At 57.1% G+C, this 13,769-nt stretch carries 10 protein-coding genes; 4 read left to right on the top strand and 6 right to left on the bottom strand.

Features of this window, described 5'->3' with window-relative positions; translation table 11 throughout:
* Positions 1 to 13: 13 nt before the first annotated feature.
* Positions 14 to 940 (bottom strand): LysR family transcriptional regulator, encoded by a 927-nt coding sequence (locus VW41_02845; protein AJZ88057.1) that lies wholly within the window; start codon positions 938 to 940, stop codon positions 14 to 16.
* Between the two features lie 135 nt (positions 941 to 1,075).
* Here VW41_02845 and VW41_02840 point away from each other — a divergent pair, with 135 nt between their 5' ends.
* Positions 1,076 to 2,863, top strand: a complete 1,788-nt coding sequence (locus VW41_02840; GenBank protein AJZ88056.1) for an adenine deaminase — start codon at positions 1,076 to 1,078, stop codon at positions 2,861 to 2,863.
* Between the two features lie 16 nt (positions 2,864 to 2,879).
* Complete coding sequence (locus tag VW41_02835) at positions 2,880 to 4,223, top strand: permease (protein ID AJZ88055.1); 1,344 nt, start codon at positions 2,880 to 2,882, stop codon at positions 4,221 to 4,223.
* Between the two features lie 86 nt (positions 4,224 to 4,309).
* Here the strand turns inward: VW41_02835 and VW41_02830 are convergent, their stop codons facing one another.
* The 4 genes from VW41_02830 to VW41_02815 form a co-directional block, all read right to left on the bottom strand.
* Positions 4,310 to 4,855, bottom strand: a complete 546-nt coding sequence (locus tag VW41_02830; protein AJZ88054.1) for a hypothetical protein — start codon at positions 4,853 to 4,855, stop codon at positions 4,310 to 4,312.
* A 186-nt stretch (positions 4,856 to 5,041) separates the two neighbouring features.
* Positions 5,042 to 6,469 (bottom strand): heptose 1-phosphate adenyltransferase, encoded by a 1,428-nt coding sequence (locus VW41_02825; GenBank protein ID AJZ88053.1) that lies wholly within the window; start codon positions 6,467 to 6,469, stop codon positions 5,042 to 5,044.
* 49 nt (positions 6,470 to 6,518) lie between these two features.
* Positions 6,519 to 9,374 carry a bifunctional glutamine-synthetase adenylyltransferase/deadenyltransferase gene (locus VW41_02820; GenBank protein ID AJZ91833.1) on the bottom strand — a complete coding sequence of 952 codons (2,856 nt, stop codon included), beginning with the start codon at positions 9,372 to 9,374 and terminating at the stop codon, positions 6,519 to 6,521.
* A 26-nt stretch (positions 9,375 to 9,400) separates the two neighbouring features.
* On the bottom strand, positions 9,401 to 10,699 hold the full coding sequence (locus VW41_02815) for an adenylate cyclase (protein ID AJZ88052.1): 1,299 nt from the start codon (positions 10,697 to 10,699) through the stop codon (positions 9,401 to 9,403).
* A gap of 235 nt (positions 10,700 to 10,934) precedes the next feature.
* Here VW41_02815 and VW41_02810 point away from each other — a divergent pair, with 235 nt between their 5' ends.
* Together VW41_02810 and VW41_02805 are read left to right on the top strand one after the other, a co-directional pair.
* Complete coding sequence (locus VW41_02810; GenBank protein ID AJZ88051.1) at positions 10,935 to 11,555, top strand: hypothetical protein; 621 nt, start codon at positions 10,935 to 10,937, stop codon at positions 11,553 to 11,555.
* Between the two features lie 81 nt (positions 11,556 to 11,636).
* Positions 11,637 to 12,878: a tRNA nucleotidyl transferase gene (locus VW41_02805; GenBank protein AJZ91832.1), complete on the top strand. Its 1,242-nt coding sequence runs from the start codon at positions 11,637 to 11,639 to the stop codon at positions 12,876 to 12,878.
* A 12-nt stretch (positions 12,879 to 12,890) separates the two neighbouring features.
* On the opposite strand, the gene VW41_02800 is transcribed toward VW41_02805, so the two are convergent.
* Entirely contained in the window at positions 12,891 to 13,712 is an 822-nt protein-coding gene (locus VW41_02800; protein AJZ88050.1) for a UDP pyrophosphate phosphatase, read from the bottom strand.
* Positions 13,713 to 13,769 lie beyond the last annotated feature (57 nt).

Here is a 13,769-nt window from a genome sequence, read left to right as displayed (position 1 = left end):
TTTCCTTGTAAAGTCAGAGCACTTTTCGTTGTTGTAATACGCGGACAATAAGCTGGAAGCAGGCTTCTATCTGCGGCGCGAACGGCTCGGTGCTGCGCATCAGCGCCACGGTACGGCTCAGAGATGGCTGCTGCAAATGAATCACTTTCAGCTCAGGGTCCTGCAAAAAGGTTGTGTAAAGCTGCGGCAATATAGCCACGGCCAGCTGCGAACGCACCAGCCCATAAAGGGTTTCAATAAAATCGACCTGATAGCGCGTATTGAGCGTCAGGCGCTGGCTTTCCGCCATCGCCGCTACCAGCCGGCTGATGTTGCCTTTCGAAAACACCGCAATGTCCCGCTTTACCAGGCTTCGCCACGGGGCGTGGCTGGATCCTGCCAGAGGATCGTGACAATTGACTACCGCCACAAAGGGATCTTCCTGCAGCGGATAAATCTCCAGCGTTTCAGGCACCGAACTGTCCAGCGCGCCGAGGCCGAAGTCCAGCTGGCCGCTTTCAAGTTGGGCAATCAGCGCATCATTGGTGCGATCGTGAAACTCAACGCGCAGGCGAGGAAAAGCGTCTGCGATACGCTGAGGAATATCGGGAAACAGCAGGCTCCCGACCGAGGGCACCAGGCCTATCCGCAGTGTGCCGTCGCCGCCGTCCTGAACAATTCTCTGCATGTCGTCAAAAGCGCGCTGCGCGACGTTAAGCACGCGTTCGGCATGGGGCAATAGCGCTGCCCCCAGGTCCGTCAGCGTCACCGCTGCGGCGGTTCTGTTAACCAGCTTCCCGCCCAGCACGGACTCAATCTGCCGTAGCGCGCTGCTTAGCGCCGGCTGGCTAATGGCCAGCCGGTGGGCGGTATCGGTAAAATGACGGAGTTTGGCCAGCGTCACAAAATACTGGATCTGTTTTAACGAGAGTGCGGGAAGGCGCTGCCAGGGTTCAGCCATTGGAGTATCAGGGTTGCCAGGTAAACGTTTGCCACAGGATAAACGTTTCTTATCGGCTGATAAATTAAATCATCTGGGCAAAGCGTGTTCCCCTGCCTAGAGTAGCCGTCAGAGCCCCTTTTTTGGAACCCTGTCATGACCTCTGCTGATTTACGTCGCCGCGCGGTAAAAGCCGCCCTCGGCGAAACGCCTTTCGACCTGCTGCTCATCAATGGGCGGGTCGTGGATATGGCAACCGGTGAAATCCGTGAGGCGGATGTCGGCCTTGTCGGCACGCTCATCGCCAGCGTACATCCACGCGGCAGCCGCACGGATGCCGCAGAGACTCACGATCTCGCCGGAAACTATCTCAGCCCAGGGCTGATGGATACCCACGTCCACGTTGAAAGCTCCCACCTGCCGCCCGCGCGCTATGCCGAAATCGTCGTCGCCCAGGGCACTACAACTATTTTCTGGGACCCGCACGAGCTGGCGAACGTGCTCGGTATTGAAGGCGTGCGTTACGCCGTTGACGCCAGCCGCAACCTGCCACTGCGCGTGATCTGCGCGGCTCCGTCCAGCGTGCCTTCAACGCCGGGTCTGGAGATGTCCGGCGCAGATTTTGCCGGGAAAGAGATGGAAACCCTGCTTTCGTGGCCGGAAGTGGCGGGCGTCGCCGAAGTGATGGACATGCACGGCGTGCTTAACGGCAGCGAAAGAATGCTGGAAATTCTTAACGCCGGCCTGCAAAGCGGCAAACTGATTGAAGGACATGCCCGCGGCCTGAACGGTGCGGGCCTGCAGGCCTACCTTGCCGCTGGCGTGACGTCAGACCATGAACTGACCTCCGCAGCCGACGCGCTGGAAAAACTGCGCGCCGGGCTGACCCTGGAAATTCGCGGTTCACATCCGTACCTGCTGCCGGAGATTGTCGCCGCGCTGAACGGCCTGCCGCATCTGTCATCGCAGGTCACCGTCTGCACCGACGACGTGCCGCCGGACATGCTGCTGGCAAAAGGCGGTATCGTTGCCCTACTTAACCTGCTGATTGAGCACGGCATGAAGGCCGAGGATGCTTTGCGCCTGGCCACGCTTAACGCCTCTCTGCGCCTGCAGCGTCCGGACCTTGGCCTGATTGCCGCGGGCCGCACCGCCGATCTGGTGGTTTTCGATTCGCTGGAAAAACTGAGCGCCCGAACCGTTTATGTCGCCGGTAAGCTCGTCGCCGAACAGGGAAAAATGCTGGAGCCCGTCGCGGCACCGTCTATTGTTCCCCCGCGAGATACTGTCCGACTGCAGCCGCTGAGCCCAAACGATTTTGTTCTCAAAGTGCCGGTGAACAATGGACGTGCACGCCTGCGCCATATCAAGGGCGCGCGTTTCACCCAGTGGAGTGAAGTCGGGGTGGAAGTCCGACACGGCGAAGTTCAGCTGCCGGATGGCTTTAGCCTGATTTGGGTTCAGCACCGCCATGGCCGCCATGACGCAAAACCTCAGCTGGCACTGCTCGAAGGCTGGGGAGAACTGCGCGGCGCAATAGCCACCACATACTCACACGACTCGCATAACCTCGTGGTTCTCGGCAGAGATCCGCAGGACATGGCGCTCGCCGCTAACGAGCTGATCGCCTGCGGAGGTGGTATGGCACTCAGCCAGAACGGGCAGATGCTGGCTAAGGTAGAAATGCCGATCGCCGGAATGCTCTCAGACCTTCCTGCCACCGAGCTGGCGCAGCAGTTTGCTCAACTCCGTGAATTGAGTAATAAAGTCGCCGACTGGGAGCCGCCGTACCGCGTGTTCAAGGCCATCGAAGGCACCTGCCTGGCCTGTAACGCCGGGCCACATTTGACCGATCTGGGACTGACGGATGGCAGTACTCGCCAGATCGTCGACCCGCTTATTGAATGCCACGAACACCCGGCAGACGCACACACAACACATTAATCCGGAGAGCCAAATAATGGCCGAAAATTCAGTGTCTCAGGCCGCCAGTGAAAGCTGGCTGGAGCGGCGATTCCAGCTTCGCAGCCGCCAAAGCAAAGTGAAAACCGAATGCCTCGCGGGCGTCACCGGCTTTCTCGCCGCCGCCTATCTTCTGGTTGTTATCCCCGGCCTGCTGGCCGTGGGCGGAATGGATAAAGGCGCGGCAACGACCGGGACGATAATCGTGTTTGTCCTCGGCACGCTGCTGATGGCGTTTTACGGCAACCTGCCGTTTATTGTCGGGCCGGGCATCGGCGGTTCAGTGCTGGTGGGCGTGACGCTTGCCGGGAGCGAGCATATTGGCTGGCAAATTGGCCTGGGCATCGCCTGCTGGTCCGGTATTCTGTTCTTTGCCCTAACCCGTCTTGGCCTGCGTGAAGTGGTCACGCGCTCGGTACCACAGTCGATCAAGCTTGGGCTTACGGCCTCTATCGGCCTGTTTGTTGCCGTGCTGGGCTTCCGCAATGCCGGGCTAGTGCTTGCCAACGCCAAAACCAACGCGCTGGCGCTCGGCGACTTTACTTCTGCCGGGGCGATAGTGGCGCTGTGCGGCCTGTTCCTGGCGATTGCGCTTCAGGCTCGCCGCGTACCGGGGGCCATTTTATGGGCGATTCTGTTTGCCACTCTGGTGGGCATTCCGCTGGGTGTCACACACCTGCCACAAAGCTTTATTGCAATGCCTCACTCACTGGCGCCGGTACTGGGTCACGTTGATATGCTCGGCGCGCTGAACATCGCTTTCCTGCCGTTCCTGTTTGTCTTCTTTGCTTCGGAATTTTTCTCCACCATGGGCACGACCCTGGCGGTGGGCGGCGAAGCCGGATTGCTGGACGAGCACGGCAACATGCCGCACATCAACCGTCCGTTTATGGTGGACTCCATCGCTGCAGCGCTTGGTCCGTGGGTCGGTATTCCGGCAGCTACGGCGCTGATTGAGTCTTCGGCGGCAGCAGAAGCTGGCGGTAAAACCGGCCTGACCGCGCTGGCGGCAGCGGTGATGTTCCTGCTGATGCTGCTGTTTACCCCGGTGGCATTGATGATTCCGAAAGAGGCTACCGCACCTGCGCTGATCCTTATCGGCCTGAACATGTTCAGCGGCCTGCGCAAGGTGGATCTGGGTAACTTCACCGAAGGTCTGCCGGTACTGATGATGGTGATGATCACGCTTATCGCCAACAGCTTCGGAACCGGGATCGCCGGCGGCCTGCTGTTCTACATCATCATTAAAGTGATTGCCGGTAAATGGCGTGAAATCCCGGTGGGGCTATACCTGCTGGCCATTCCGCTGGTTTACTACTTCGCCACGTTGGTGAAGCATTAATCACAGGCAGCCAGTAGAAATGAAAAAGCTCAGTGCTCGCATTGAGCTTTTTCAATGAGTAAAATAACTGCCGCCAGTTTAATCTTTTAGTTAGCATTAAAACCGGCATCATAGGCATCAAGCATTAATCCCATTCCCATCACCCCACCTCTTTCACGCGCAGTTGTTGCCTTATTTTTAGCATCAGCATAAACACTCTTTTTTTCCTTTATGTCTTCTGAATAACTACCACGTGCTTTGTCTGACGCTCCGAGATAACAGTTTAAAGTGTTCATGTTACGGATGATAACAATTTGCTTATGGAGTTCCGTACCCGGCATCATGTCTTTTTTATTAACACCAACGCTTTCGAAAAATGTTCTGGCCTTAGCGTCCGCATATTCCGGGAAGTCAATATCACAGCGCGTTCTCTGGCCTGCAGTGAATGTTTCCCGCTGTATTTTTGTCAGCACATTATTCATATCATCAATTTGTTTTTGGTATCCTTTCGTATTGGTATTCACTTCATCCAGCATGACATTATCGCGGTGAATCGGAGCCTCAGACTTAGTAAAATATCCCGCACTGAATTTCGCTGCAATCGCAAATACAATAGCTCCCACGAGGGTTTTTCCTATCGTTTTCTTATCCATAGAGATCCTTTAAATACCTACCATCGAAGCAAGAGAATATTCTGAACTGCCGTTTTAACTCTTGAAGGGTAACAGGTTAAAAAAAAACCGGGATTTGGTAAACAACCAAATTCCGGTCTTTCTATTTCTACCCGTACAATTTGTCGGGCAAGTAGCTTATTAATCAATAAGCCATAAGTGGCTAATTTAGCCGTTGTTCTGGATCTTCTTGATGATATTGGTGGTGGAACAACCATCTTCGAAATTCAGCACCATCACCTCACCGCCGTTGGCCCAGACCTCCTGGCTCCCGGCAATTTGTTCTGGTTTGTAGTCACCGCCTTTCACTAAGCGATCCGGCAGGACTTCACCAATCAGGCGCTGCGGCGTATCTTCTTCAAACAGCACAACCCAGTCCACCGCTTCCAGCGCGGCCAGCACGATCATACGCTGATCCTGTGGGTTGACCGGCCGGGTTTCCCCTTTCAGGCGTTTGGTTGAAGCATCGCTGTTTACTGCGACAATCAGACGGTCGCCCAGCTTGCGGGCATTTGCCAGATAGGAAACGTGGCCCGCGTGCAGAATATCAAACACGCCGTTGGTCATGACCACACGCTCACCGCGCTTGCGGGCTGCGGCAACAGCAACTTTCAGCTCGGCTTCGGTCATCACGCCAAAGCCTGTTTCTGCGCGACCACGTACCGCGTTTTCCAGTTCGACCGGAGAAACGGTAGACGTCCCCAGTTTGCCAACAACCACGCCGGCTGCGGCATTCGCAAAGTAACAGGCCTCTTCCAGCGAGTTCCCCGCCGCAAGCGTTGCCGCCAACACGCCGATCACCGTGTCCCCGGCCCCGGTTACGTCATAAACTTCCTGGGCCTGAGTTGGCAGATGGAAAGGCTCAATGCCCGGCTGCAGGAGCGTCATGCCCTGTTCGGAGCGCGTCACCAGCAGTGCCGACAGTTCATAATCGGCGATAAGCTTCATGCCGCGTTCCACCAGCTCGGCTTCGGTTTTGCACTTGCCAACCACGGCTTCAAATTCTGAAAGGTTCGGGGTCAGCAGCGTTGCGCCGCGATAGCGCTCAAAGTCGGTGCCTTTCGGGTCGATGAGCACCGGGACTTTGGCTTCGCGAGCGAGACGAATCATCTGCTGCACGGTCGCCAGGGCGCCTTTGGCGTAGTCGGAAAGCACCAGGGCACCAATCTGCGGCAGCGCCTGACTGATACGTTCGTGCAGTGGTTCAGGATCGACGCCCTCAAACCCTTCTTCGAAGTCGAGGCGAATCAGTTGCTGGTTACGGGACAGTACGCGCAGCTTGGTAATCGTCGGGTGAGTCGGAACAGAAACGAAGTCGCACTTCACGTTAACCCCGGCCAGGCTTTGGCTGAGCGCGCGAGCCGCATCGTCAATACCGGTCAGGCCAACCAGGCGAGAGTTCGCACCCAGCGAAGCAATGTTCATCGCTACGTTAGCCGCGCCACCGGGGCGTTCTTCGATGGTATCCACTTTCACTACCGGCACCGGGGCTTCCGGCGAAATACGGCTGGTTGGGCCGTACCAGTAGCGATCCAGCATCACATCACCAACCACCATGACGCCTGCACGGCTGTATTCGGGCAGCGTTACTTTCATTCCTGACTCTCCAGCGAGGGATAAAATTTTGCGCGGGATAATAACATAATTACGCCCCCGCGTGCGTTTGCGGCTCGCCAAGCCAGATTTGCCAGCTCCGGCGCACCTGCTCGCGCTCTTTCTCAAAGACGTCCAGCGCAACGTTTCCAGGCAATTCCTGCAGCGCCAGATGGTGCAATTCATCACGCAGAGTGACATAGGCGTGGGTCAACGCTTTGGCCTCGGCTTCGTCCATAATGTCGTTCTGCGCCATTAATTCCAGGATGCGCACGTTATCGGACCAGCGGGTTAGCTTCGGCGCTTCGCTGGCGTAGCGCAGTACCAGATATTGCGTAATAAATTCGATGTCGGTGATCCCGCCCTCATCGGCTTTAATATCAAAGCGATCGCGGTGCTTATTGCCCAAATGAGCGCGCATTTTTTCACGCATTTCGCGCACTTCAACCTGCAAGGCTTCTCCTTCCCGCGGCGTGCACAGGATCTCGCGGCGAATGGCATCAAACTGGCGATTAAGCGCCGGGTCACCGTACACCACGCGGGCGCGTACCAGCGCCTGATGTTCCCAGGTCCAGGCTTCATTCTTCTGATAATCGGCAAAAGATTCCGCGGTGGTTACCAGCATGCCTGCCGCGCCGGATGGCCTGAGGCGAGCGTCAACTTCGTACAAGATCCCGGTCGAGGTACGCGTGCTAAACAGGTGCATGATGCGCTGCGCCAGGCGCAGATAAAACTGGCGGCCATCGATTTCACGCTCGCCGTCCGTCATCACTTCCATCGGACAATCGTGCAGGAAGACCAGGTCCAGATCGGAACTGTAGCCCAGCTCCCAGCCGCCCAGTTTGCCGTAGCCAAGCACGGCAAAGCCGCGCCCTTCGCGGTCCTGCAGATGGCGAGGCTGGCCGTAGCGCGCCACCATTTGCGCCCAGGCACGCTGCACCACCGCATCCAGGATCGCTTCCGCAAGCCAGGTCAGGTGGTCGCTGACTTTCATTACCGGCAAGGTGCCAGCGATATCCGCTGCCGCCACGCGAAGCATCTGCGCCTGTTTGAACTGGCGTAATGCTTCCAGCTGCTGCTCTTCATCTTCGTCAGGGACGCGCAGCAAATATTGACGCAGTTCGTCGCGATAAGCGTCCATTGCCGTGGGCTGATACAGCGTATTGGGGTCGAGCAGCTCATCCAGCAGCAGCGGATAGCTGGCAAGCTGCGCGGCAATCATCGGCGAAGCCGCACACAGCGTGATGAGGTGCTTAAGTGCGCCGGGGAATTCGCTGAGTAGCTCCAGGTAGGTCGTGCGGGTGAGGATCCCAAACAACAGCGGCGTCAGACGCGAAAACGTTAGCGGCGCGTCGGCCCGGGAACACACTTCGCTCAGCAGGTGTGGCAAAAGCTGATCCAGCACCTGGCGCCCACGCGGGCCAATAGTGCGCCTGTCGATCTCCTGACGGAAATGGCTAACTTGCTTAAGTAATTCGGTCCGCGCTTCAGCGGTTAAATGGCTCAGCACAGCCGTGTTTTCATCGGCGTCCAGGGCGTCGATCCATAGCTCACGCCAGCCTTCAGAAACTTTATCCTCGCCGGCTTCCGGTTCGTCGTCGCCAATCAGATCGTTAAAGACCTGTCGCACGTCGTTCATGTGCCGCTGCAGCGTTTGCTGCAGGGCTGCCCAGTCAGCCGCCTGCATCGCCCACGCCAGCCGGGCACGGTTAAGATCGTCGCCGGGCAGGGTTTGCGTCTGCTCGTCGTTGATGCTTTGCAGTAAGTTTTCTAGCCGGCGCAGATAGAGGTAAGCCGACCGCAGTTTCTGCGCATCTTCTTCAGGCAGCAGATGAAGTTGCTGAATAGCTTCAAGGGTAGGCAGCAGCGAGCGAGACTGCAGCGAAGGCTCCCGGCCACCGCGGATGAGCTGGAAGACCTGCACGATAAACTCGGTTTCGCGAATACCGCCGGCGCCGAGCTTAATATTGTCCGTTAGCCCACGGCGACGGACTTCGCGGGCTATCATGCCTTTCATGTTTCGCAGGGACTGAATCACGCTGAAGTCGATGTAGCGGCGAAACACAAATGGCCGCAGCATGTTACGTAGCTCCTGGCTCCAGGCATCGTCGTTATCGCCCATAATGCGGGCTTTTACCATCGCGTAGCGTTCCCAGTCGCGCCCCTGCTCCTGATAATAATCTTCCAGCGCGGCAAAGCTCAGCACCAGCGGACCGCTGTCGCCAAACGGGCGCAAGCGCATATCCACGCGGTACACAAAGCCGTCTTGCGTCGGCTGGTCGAGGACTTTAATCAGGCGCTGCCCCATGCGGGTGAAGAACTGGGCGTTATCCAGCTCACGTCGCCCGCCCTGGGTTGAACCGTTTTCCGGCCAGGCAAAAATCAGGTCGATATCGGAAGAGAAATTCAGTTCCCCGCCGCCCAGCTTACCCATGCCAAGGATCAGCAGCGGCTGCGGCTCACCGGCTGCGTTGCAGGGCGTACCCCATTCGCGACAACAGGCGGCATAAAGCCAGTCGCGGGCGGCGACAATCAGCGTTTCCGCCAGCACGCTCAGCTGCTGCAGCGTGCTTTGCGTATCCACTTGCTCCAGCGCCTGCGCCCAGGCGATACGCACCATGATGCGGCGGCGGAAAAAGCGCAGCGCTTTCATCAATGCCGCTTCGTCATGCACATCCTGCAGCTCCCGCTGGAGCCAGGCGGCATAGTGACGCCATTCGTCTGCCGTGGGGGCGTCCTGCTGCAGGGTTTGCAGCCAGGCGGGATACGCCACCACGCTGTCACCAACAAAATCACTTATCGCCAGCACCGCGCGAGCCTCTTCGCTCAGTGTCAGGGAATCAATCTCTTGCGGCAGGCGCGGCAAAAACGCCTGCAGGTGCTGCTGTAATAAAGGGGTCAGCGCCATCATGGTGGGTATCCGTTACCAGTCTATTATTTCCCGCTGTGCAGCCAGAAAGGCGCCTGCGAGATCGCTTCGTTTCGGTAATGCTCTATTTCTATCCGCTGGCGGGTGACGATGGCATGACGCAACCCCTGCCAGTTTTCCAGCCACGGCTGGGTTTGCGCATCGCTGTACACCCCGGCCAGCAGACGGATCGCATCCGTTTCGCGCGCCAGGCGCGGCAACTGGTCTGCGTATGCATCCCCCAGCGGGCGCTGGAACGCGTCTTTTAGCTCCGCCGCATGGCGGGAAAGATGCGTATCAGCGAAACGCTTGAAGGAGCTATCAAGTTTGGTGCGCCCTTTCTCATCAATGAACGGCAGCCACTGGCGTTCTACCAGCCAGCGGGTCAGCGCCAGCTTAGCGCTGCTTGCCTGCGCGCTATATACAATCACGTCGGCTTTTTCGTCGCTGGCAAAGCGCGCTTCGAGCGCAATCAGTTGCTCACGTAAGTGGGTACTCGCTTTTCTTGGAATGATGCCGCCAAAAAGCGCGAGGGCATGACGCACCAGACCAACGGCATCAATCACCTGCTGCTTAGCCGCTTTTACGCCGCTGAGCCATAATTCTTCATGGTACAGCCAGTGGGCGAGCGCCAGTTCCAGAGCCCCTTCCAGCCCCTGCTCAACGCTGGCTTTGGCAGGCGGATACAGCACGCCCAGCGGCTTCACTTCACGCACCGCATTGCCCTGTGCCAGGTGATACCCCCGCGCCGCCTTGCTCAGGCTACCCTGACGCAGGCCTGGCTCGGTGACCAGGCTATCCGCCAGAGCCAGTAAATCTGCCGTTTCCCCGCTCAGCAGCTCAAGTTCAAGCTCGCAGATAGGAGTCTGAAGCTCACCGGCCTTCACTTCACCGAGATCCAATGCCAGTTCAATGCGGCTTTCACCGTGAGTAACCACCCACTTTTCACGCGCAAAATCAGTACTGAACAGCGGCTTAACCTCGGCCTGTAAAGCCGTAACGTCCAGACCCTCAGGCCACACTTCCGCCGGCAGCAAAGCCAAATCCAGCTCGGGCTTGCTTAGCGCCACGTTGTATTCAGGGCGCTGATGCAGCCCGCCGGTCACGCGGCCCGCGATTTTCATCGTCATTTCGTATTGCCCGGCATCACCGCGAATACGCAGCCCCATGTCGTGGCGGCGCAGTTGGTTATCTGCCGTTTCATAATAAATATTGAGCAACTGACGAGGGTCGCTGTGCTCGCCCGGCAGGGCATTTAATCTGTCACGCAGCGCATCAAGCGCCGCAGGGTTAACGATGAATTTGAGTTCGATTTCCTGGGCCATGTCTTCTTTACTTAGGTTTACGTCACACCAGGCGATCTCCTGGCGAACTAAATAGCGTCGATTAGGTCTGTAATAGTACGACAAAATACCCCGTCGGGTAGCGAATTTGCGGTAGTGCGGGAACGCCGGATGGTCAAATTGACATCAGGATGATTCTCATTCAGGTTTACGGATTGCGCCGTCAGACTGTTGCCACTACTATCGTTCCACACTTTATGAAAATAACGACGAAATAATGCAGAAATTACGCCTGATTTGCCTCACTTTGCTCTCCCTTAGCGTTTCCGTCGTGGCTCATGCCGAAGAAAAACGTTATGTCTCTGATGAATTAAACACCTGGGTCCGTAGCGGCCCGGGCGATAACTACCGCCTCGTTGGCACCGTCAACGCAGGGGAACAAGTCACACTGCTGCAAAGCAACGAAGAAACCAAATACGGCCAGGTGCGTGACAGCAACGGGCGTACCTCCTGGATTCCCCTCGCGCAGCTAAGCACCACGCCAAGCCTGCGTACCCGCGTGCCCGACCTGGAAAACCAGGTCAAAACGCTGACCGACAAGTTAAACAACATCGACACAACCTGGAACCAGCGTACCGCTGAAATGCAGCAGAAAGTGGCCCAGAGCGACGGCGTTATCCAGGGTCTGAAGGATGAAAATCAACAGCTTAAGAACCAGTTGATCGTCGCCCAGAAAAAGGTGAATGCCGCCAATGTGCAGCTCGACGACAAACAGCGCGCCATCATCATGCAGTGGTTTATGTACGGCGGCGGCGTGGCAGGATTTGGCCTGCTGATTGGCCTGTTGCTTCCTCACATGATCCCCAGCCGTAAGAAGAAAGACCGCTGGATGAACTAACGGCGACACATTAGCCGTTGATTCCCCCTCGCATCTACACTTACCATTCGTGGTTCAATCATGGTGCCTGGGGTGTTAAGCGTGAAGATTTATCTGGTCGGTGGGGCGGTTCGTGACGGGTTATTAAAACTGCCGGTTAAGGATAAAGACTGGGTTGTGGTTGGGGCAACGCCTCAGCAAATGCTGGACGAAGGCTACGAACAGGTCGGGAAAGACTTCCCGGTGTTTTTGCACCCGCAATCCCACGAAGAGTATGCGCTGGCCCGCACCGAAAGAAAATCGGGCCAGGGTTATACCGGCTTTACCTGCTATTCCGCACCGGACGTCACGCTCGAGCAGGATCTCCTGCGCCGCGACCTGACGATCAACGCTATTGCCCAGGACGAAAATGGCGAACTTATCGACCCGTATAACGGCCTTGCCGATATTGAGCGTCGCCAGCTTCGCCATGTTTCACCGGCTTTCAATGAAGATCCGCTGCGCGTGCTGCGCGTGGCGCGTTTTGCTGCCCGCTATGCCCACCTGAGTTTCCAGATAGCACCAGAAACTCTCGCCCTGATGCGGGCAATGACGGACAACGGCGAAATTGCGCATCTCACCGCCGAGCGCGTGTGGAAAGAGACGGAGAATGCGCTAACCAGCCGCAATCCACAGGTCTTTTTTGCCGTGCTGCGCGAATGCGGAGCCCTGAAAGTCCTGTTCCCGGAAATCGACGCACTCTACGGCGTTCCGGCGCCGGCAAAATGGCACCCGGAGATCGACACCGGTATTCATACCCTGATGACTCTGTCTATTGCCGCGCAGCTTAGCCCGGCGGTGGACGTTCGTTTCGCCACGCTGTGTCACGATCTGGGGAAAGGGCTGACGCCAAAAGAAAAATGGCCAAGCCACCACGGCCACGGCCCGGCGGGCGTTAAGCTTGTGGAGCAACTTTGCGCCCGTCTACGGGTGCCAAACGAGATTCGTGACCTGGCCAAACTGGTCGCCGAGTTCCACGACCTGATTCACACCTTCCCGATTTTGCAGCCAAAGACGGTGATCAAACTGTTCGACGCTATTGATGCCTGGCGCAAGCCGCAGCGCGTGGAGCAAATTGCCTTAACCAGCGAGGCGGATGCTCGCGGACGCACCGGTTTTGAGGCCAGTGATTACCCTCAGGGTAGAATGCTACGCGCGGCCTGGATTGCGGCGCAAAGCGTAACGAATAAAGAAGTGATTGAAGCTGGCTTCAGCGGCCCGGCGATTCGTGAAGAGCTAACGAAGCGGAGAATTAAGGCCGTTGCGGCCTGGAAGGAAGCGCATTGCCCCCAGCCGCAAGGCTGAGGGCAAGTAGGGCTAGGTGAAGATAAAGAACACCACGGCAGCAACCACAAAGCGGTAGATAGCAAACGGAATAAACGAAATACGTTTGATGAGCTGCAGGAAGGTTTTGATGGCGATCAGCGCCACGATGAACGCCGTGACAAAGCCCACGGCAAACATCGGCAGATCGCCCATGGTCAGGAAGCCGATGCTCTTATAGAGATCAAGCGCCGTCGCCCCCATCATCATCGGCACCGCCAGCAGGAATGAGAACTCAGAGGCCGCATAGCGGCTAACGCCCATCAGCATCCCACCGGAAATCGTTGCCCCAGAACGAGAGAATCCCGGCCACAGCGCCAGACACTGGAAGCAGCCAATCATAAACGCCTGGCGATAAGTGATGTCGTCCACGCCCACGGCACGCGGTACCTTTGGTTTCAGGCACTCGGCGGCAATCAGCAGCACGCCGCCAACCACCAGGGCATACATCACATTAATCGGGTTAAACAGCGATTTAATCGCATCGTGAAGAACAAGGCCGAGCACTACCGCCGGTATCATGCCAAGCAAAATATGGATCAAAGAAAGACGGCCAGTGCCTACCCCTTCATGCTCGGGAGGACGACCAAAGTGGATGCCAATCAGACCAAACAGACGACGCCAGAACATCACGACCACGGCGAGAATAGAACCAAGCTGAATAACCACTTCAAAGGTTTCTGCCGTCTGCCCCTCGAAGCCTAAAAGATGCCCGACGATGATCATGTGCCCGGTAGACGAAACCGGTAAAAACTCCGTTAACCCTTCAACAACGCCAAGAATGGCGGCAATCGCCAACGTTGGTAAATCGCTCATCACTTATCCCTCATCCCGAAAAACGAACACAAAAAACGGCACACGAATTACGTCTGC

The sequence above is a fragment of the Klebsiella michiganensis genome (assembly GCA_000963575.1).
GTDB lineage: Bacteria > Pseudomonadota > Gammaproteobacteria > Enterobacterales > Enterobacteriaceae > Cedecea > Cedecea michiganensis_A.
Note: the sequence above shows the minus strand (reverse complement) of the source record. Positions and strands in the feature narration are given on the sequence as shown.

Coding starts and splice junctions, on each gene's coding strand:
- VW41_02815 (AJZ88052.1), bottom strand. CDS start 10,699: ATGGCCCAGGAAATCGAACTCAAATTCATCGTTAACCCTGCGGCGCTT.
- VW41_02825 (AJZ88053.1), bottom strand. CDS start 6,469: ATGAAAGTAACGCTGCCCGAATACAGCCGTGCAGGCGTCATGGTGGTT.
- VW41_02810 (AJZ88051.1), top strand. CDS start 10,935: ATGCAGAAATTACGCCTGATTTGCCTCACTTTGCTCTCCCTTAGCGTT.
- VW41_02840 (AJZ88056.1), top strand. CDS start 1,076: ATGACCTCTGCTGATTTACGTCGCCGCGCGGTAAAAGCCGCCCTCGGC.
- VW41_02820 (AJZ91833.1), bottom strand. CDS start 9,374: ATGGCGCTGACCCCTTTATTACAGCAGCACCTGCAGGCGTTTTTGCCG.
- VW41_02845 (AJZ88057.1), bottom strand. CDS start 940: ATGGCTGAACCCTGGCAGCGCCTTCCCGCACTCTCGTTAAAACAGATC.
- VW41_02835 (AJZ88055.1), top strand. CDS start 2,880: ATGGCCGAAAATTCAGTGTCTCAGGCCGCCAGTGAAAGCTGGCTGGAG.
- VW41_02800 (AJZ88050.1), bottom strand. CDS start 13,712: ATGAGCGATTTACCAACGTTGGCGATTGCCGCCATTCTTGGCGTTGTT.
- VW41_02830 (AJZ88054.1), bottom strand. CDS start 4,855: ATGGATAAGAAAACGATAGGAAAAACCCTCGTGGGAGCTATTGTATTT.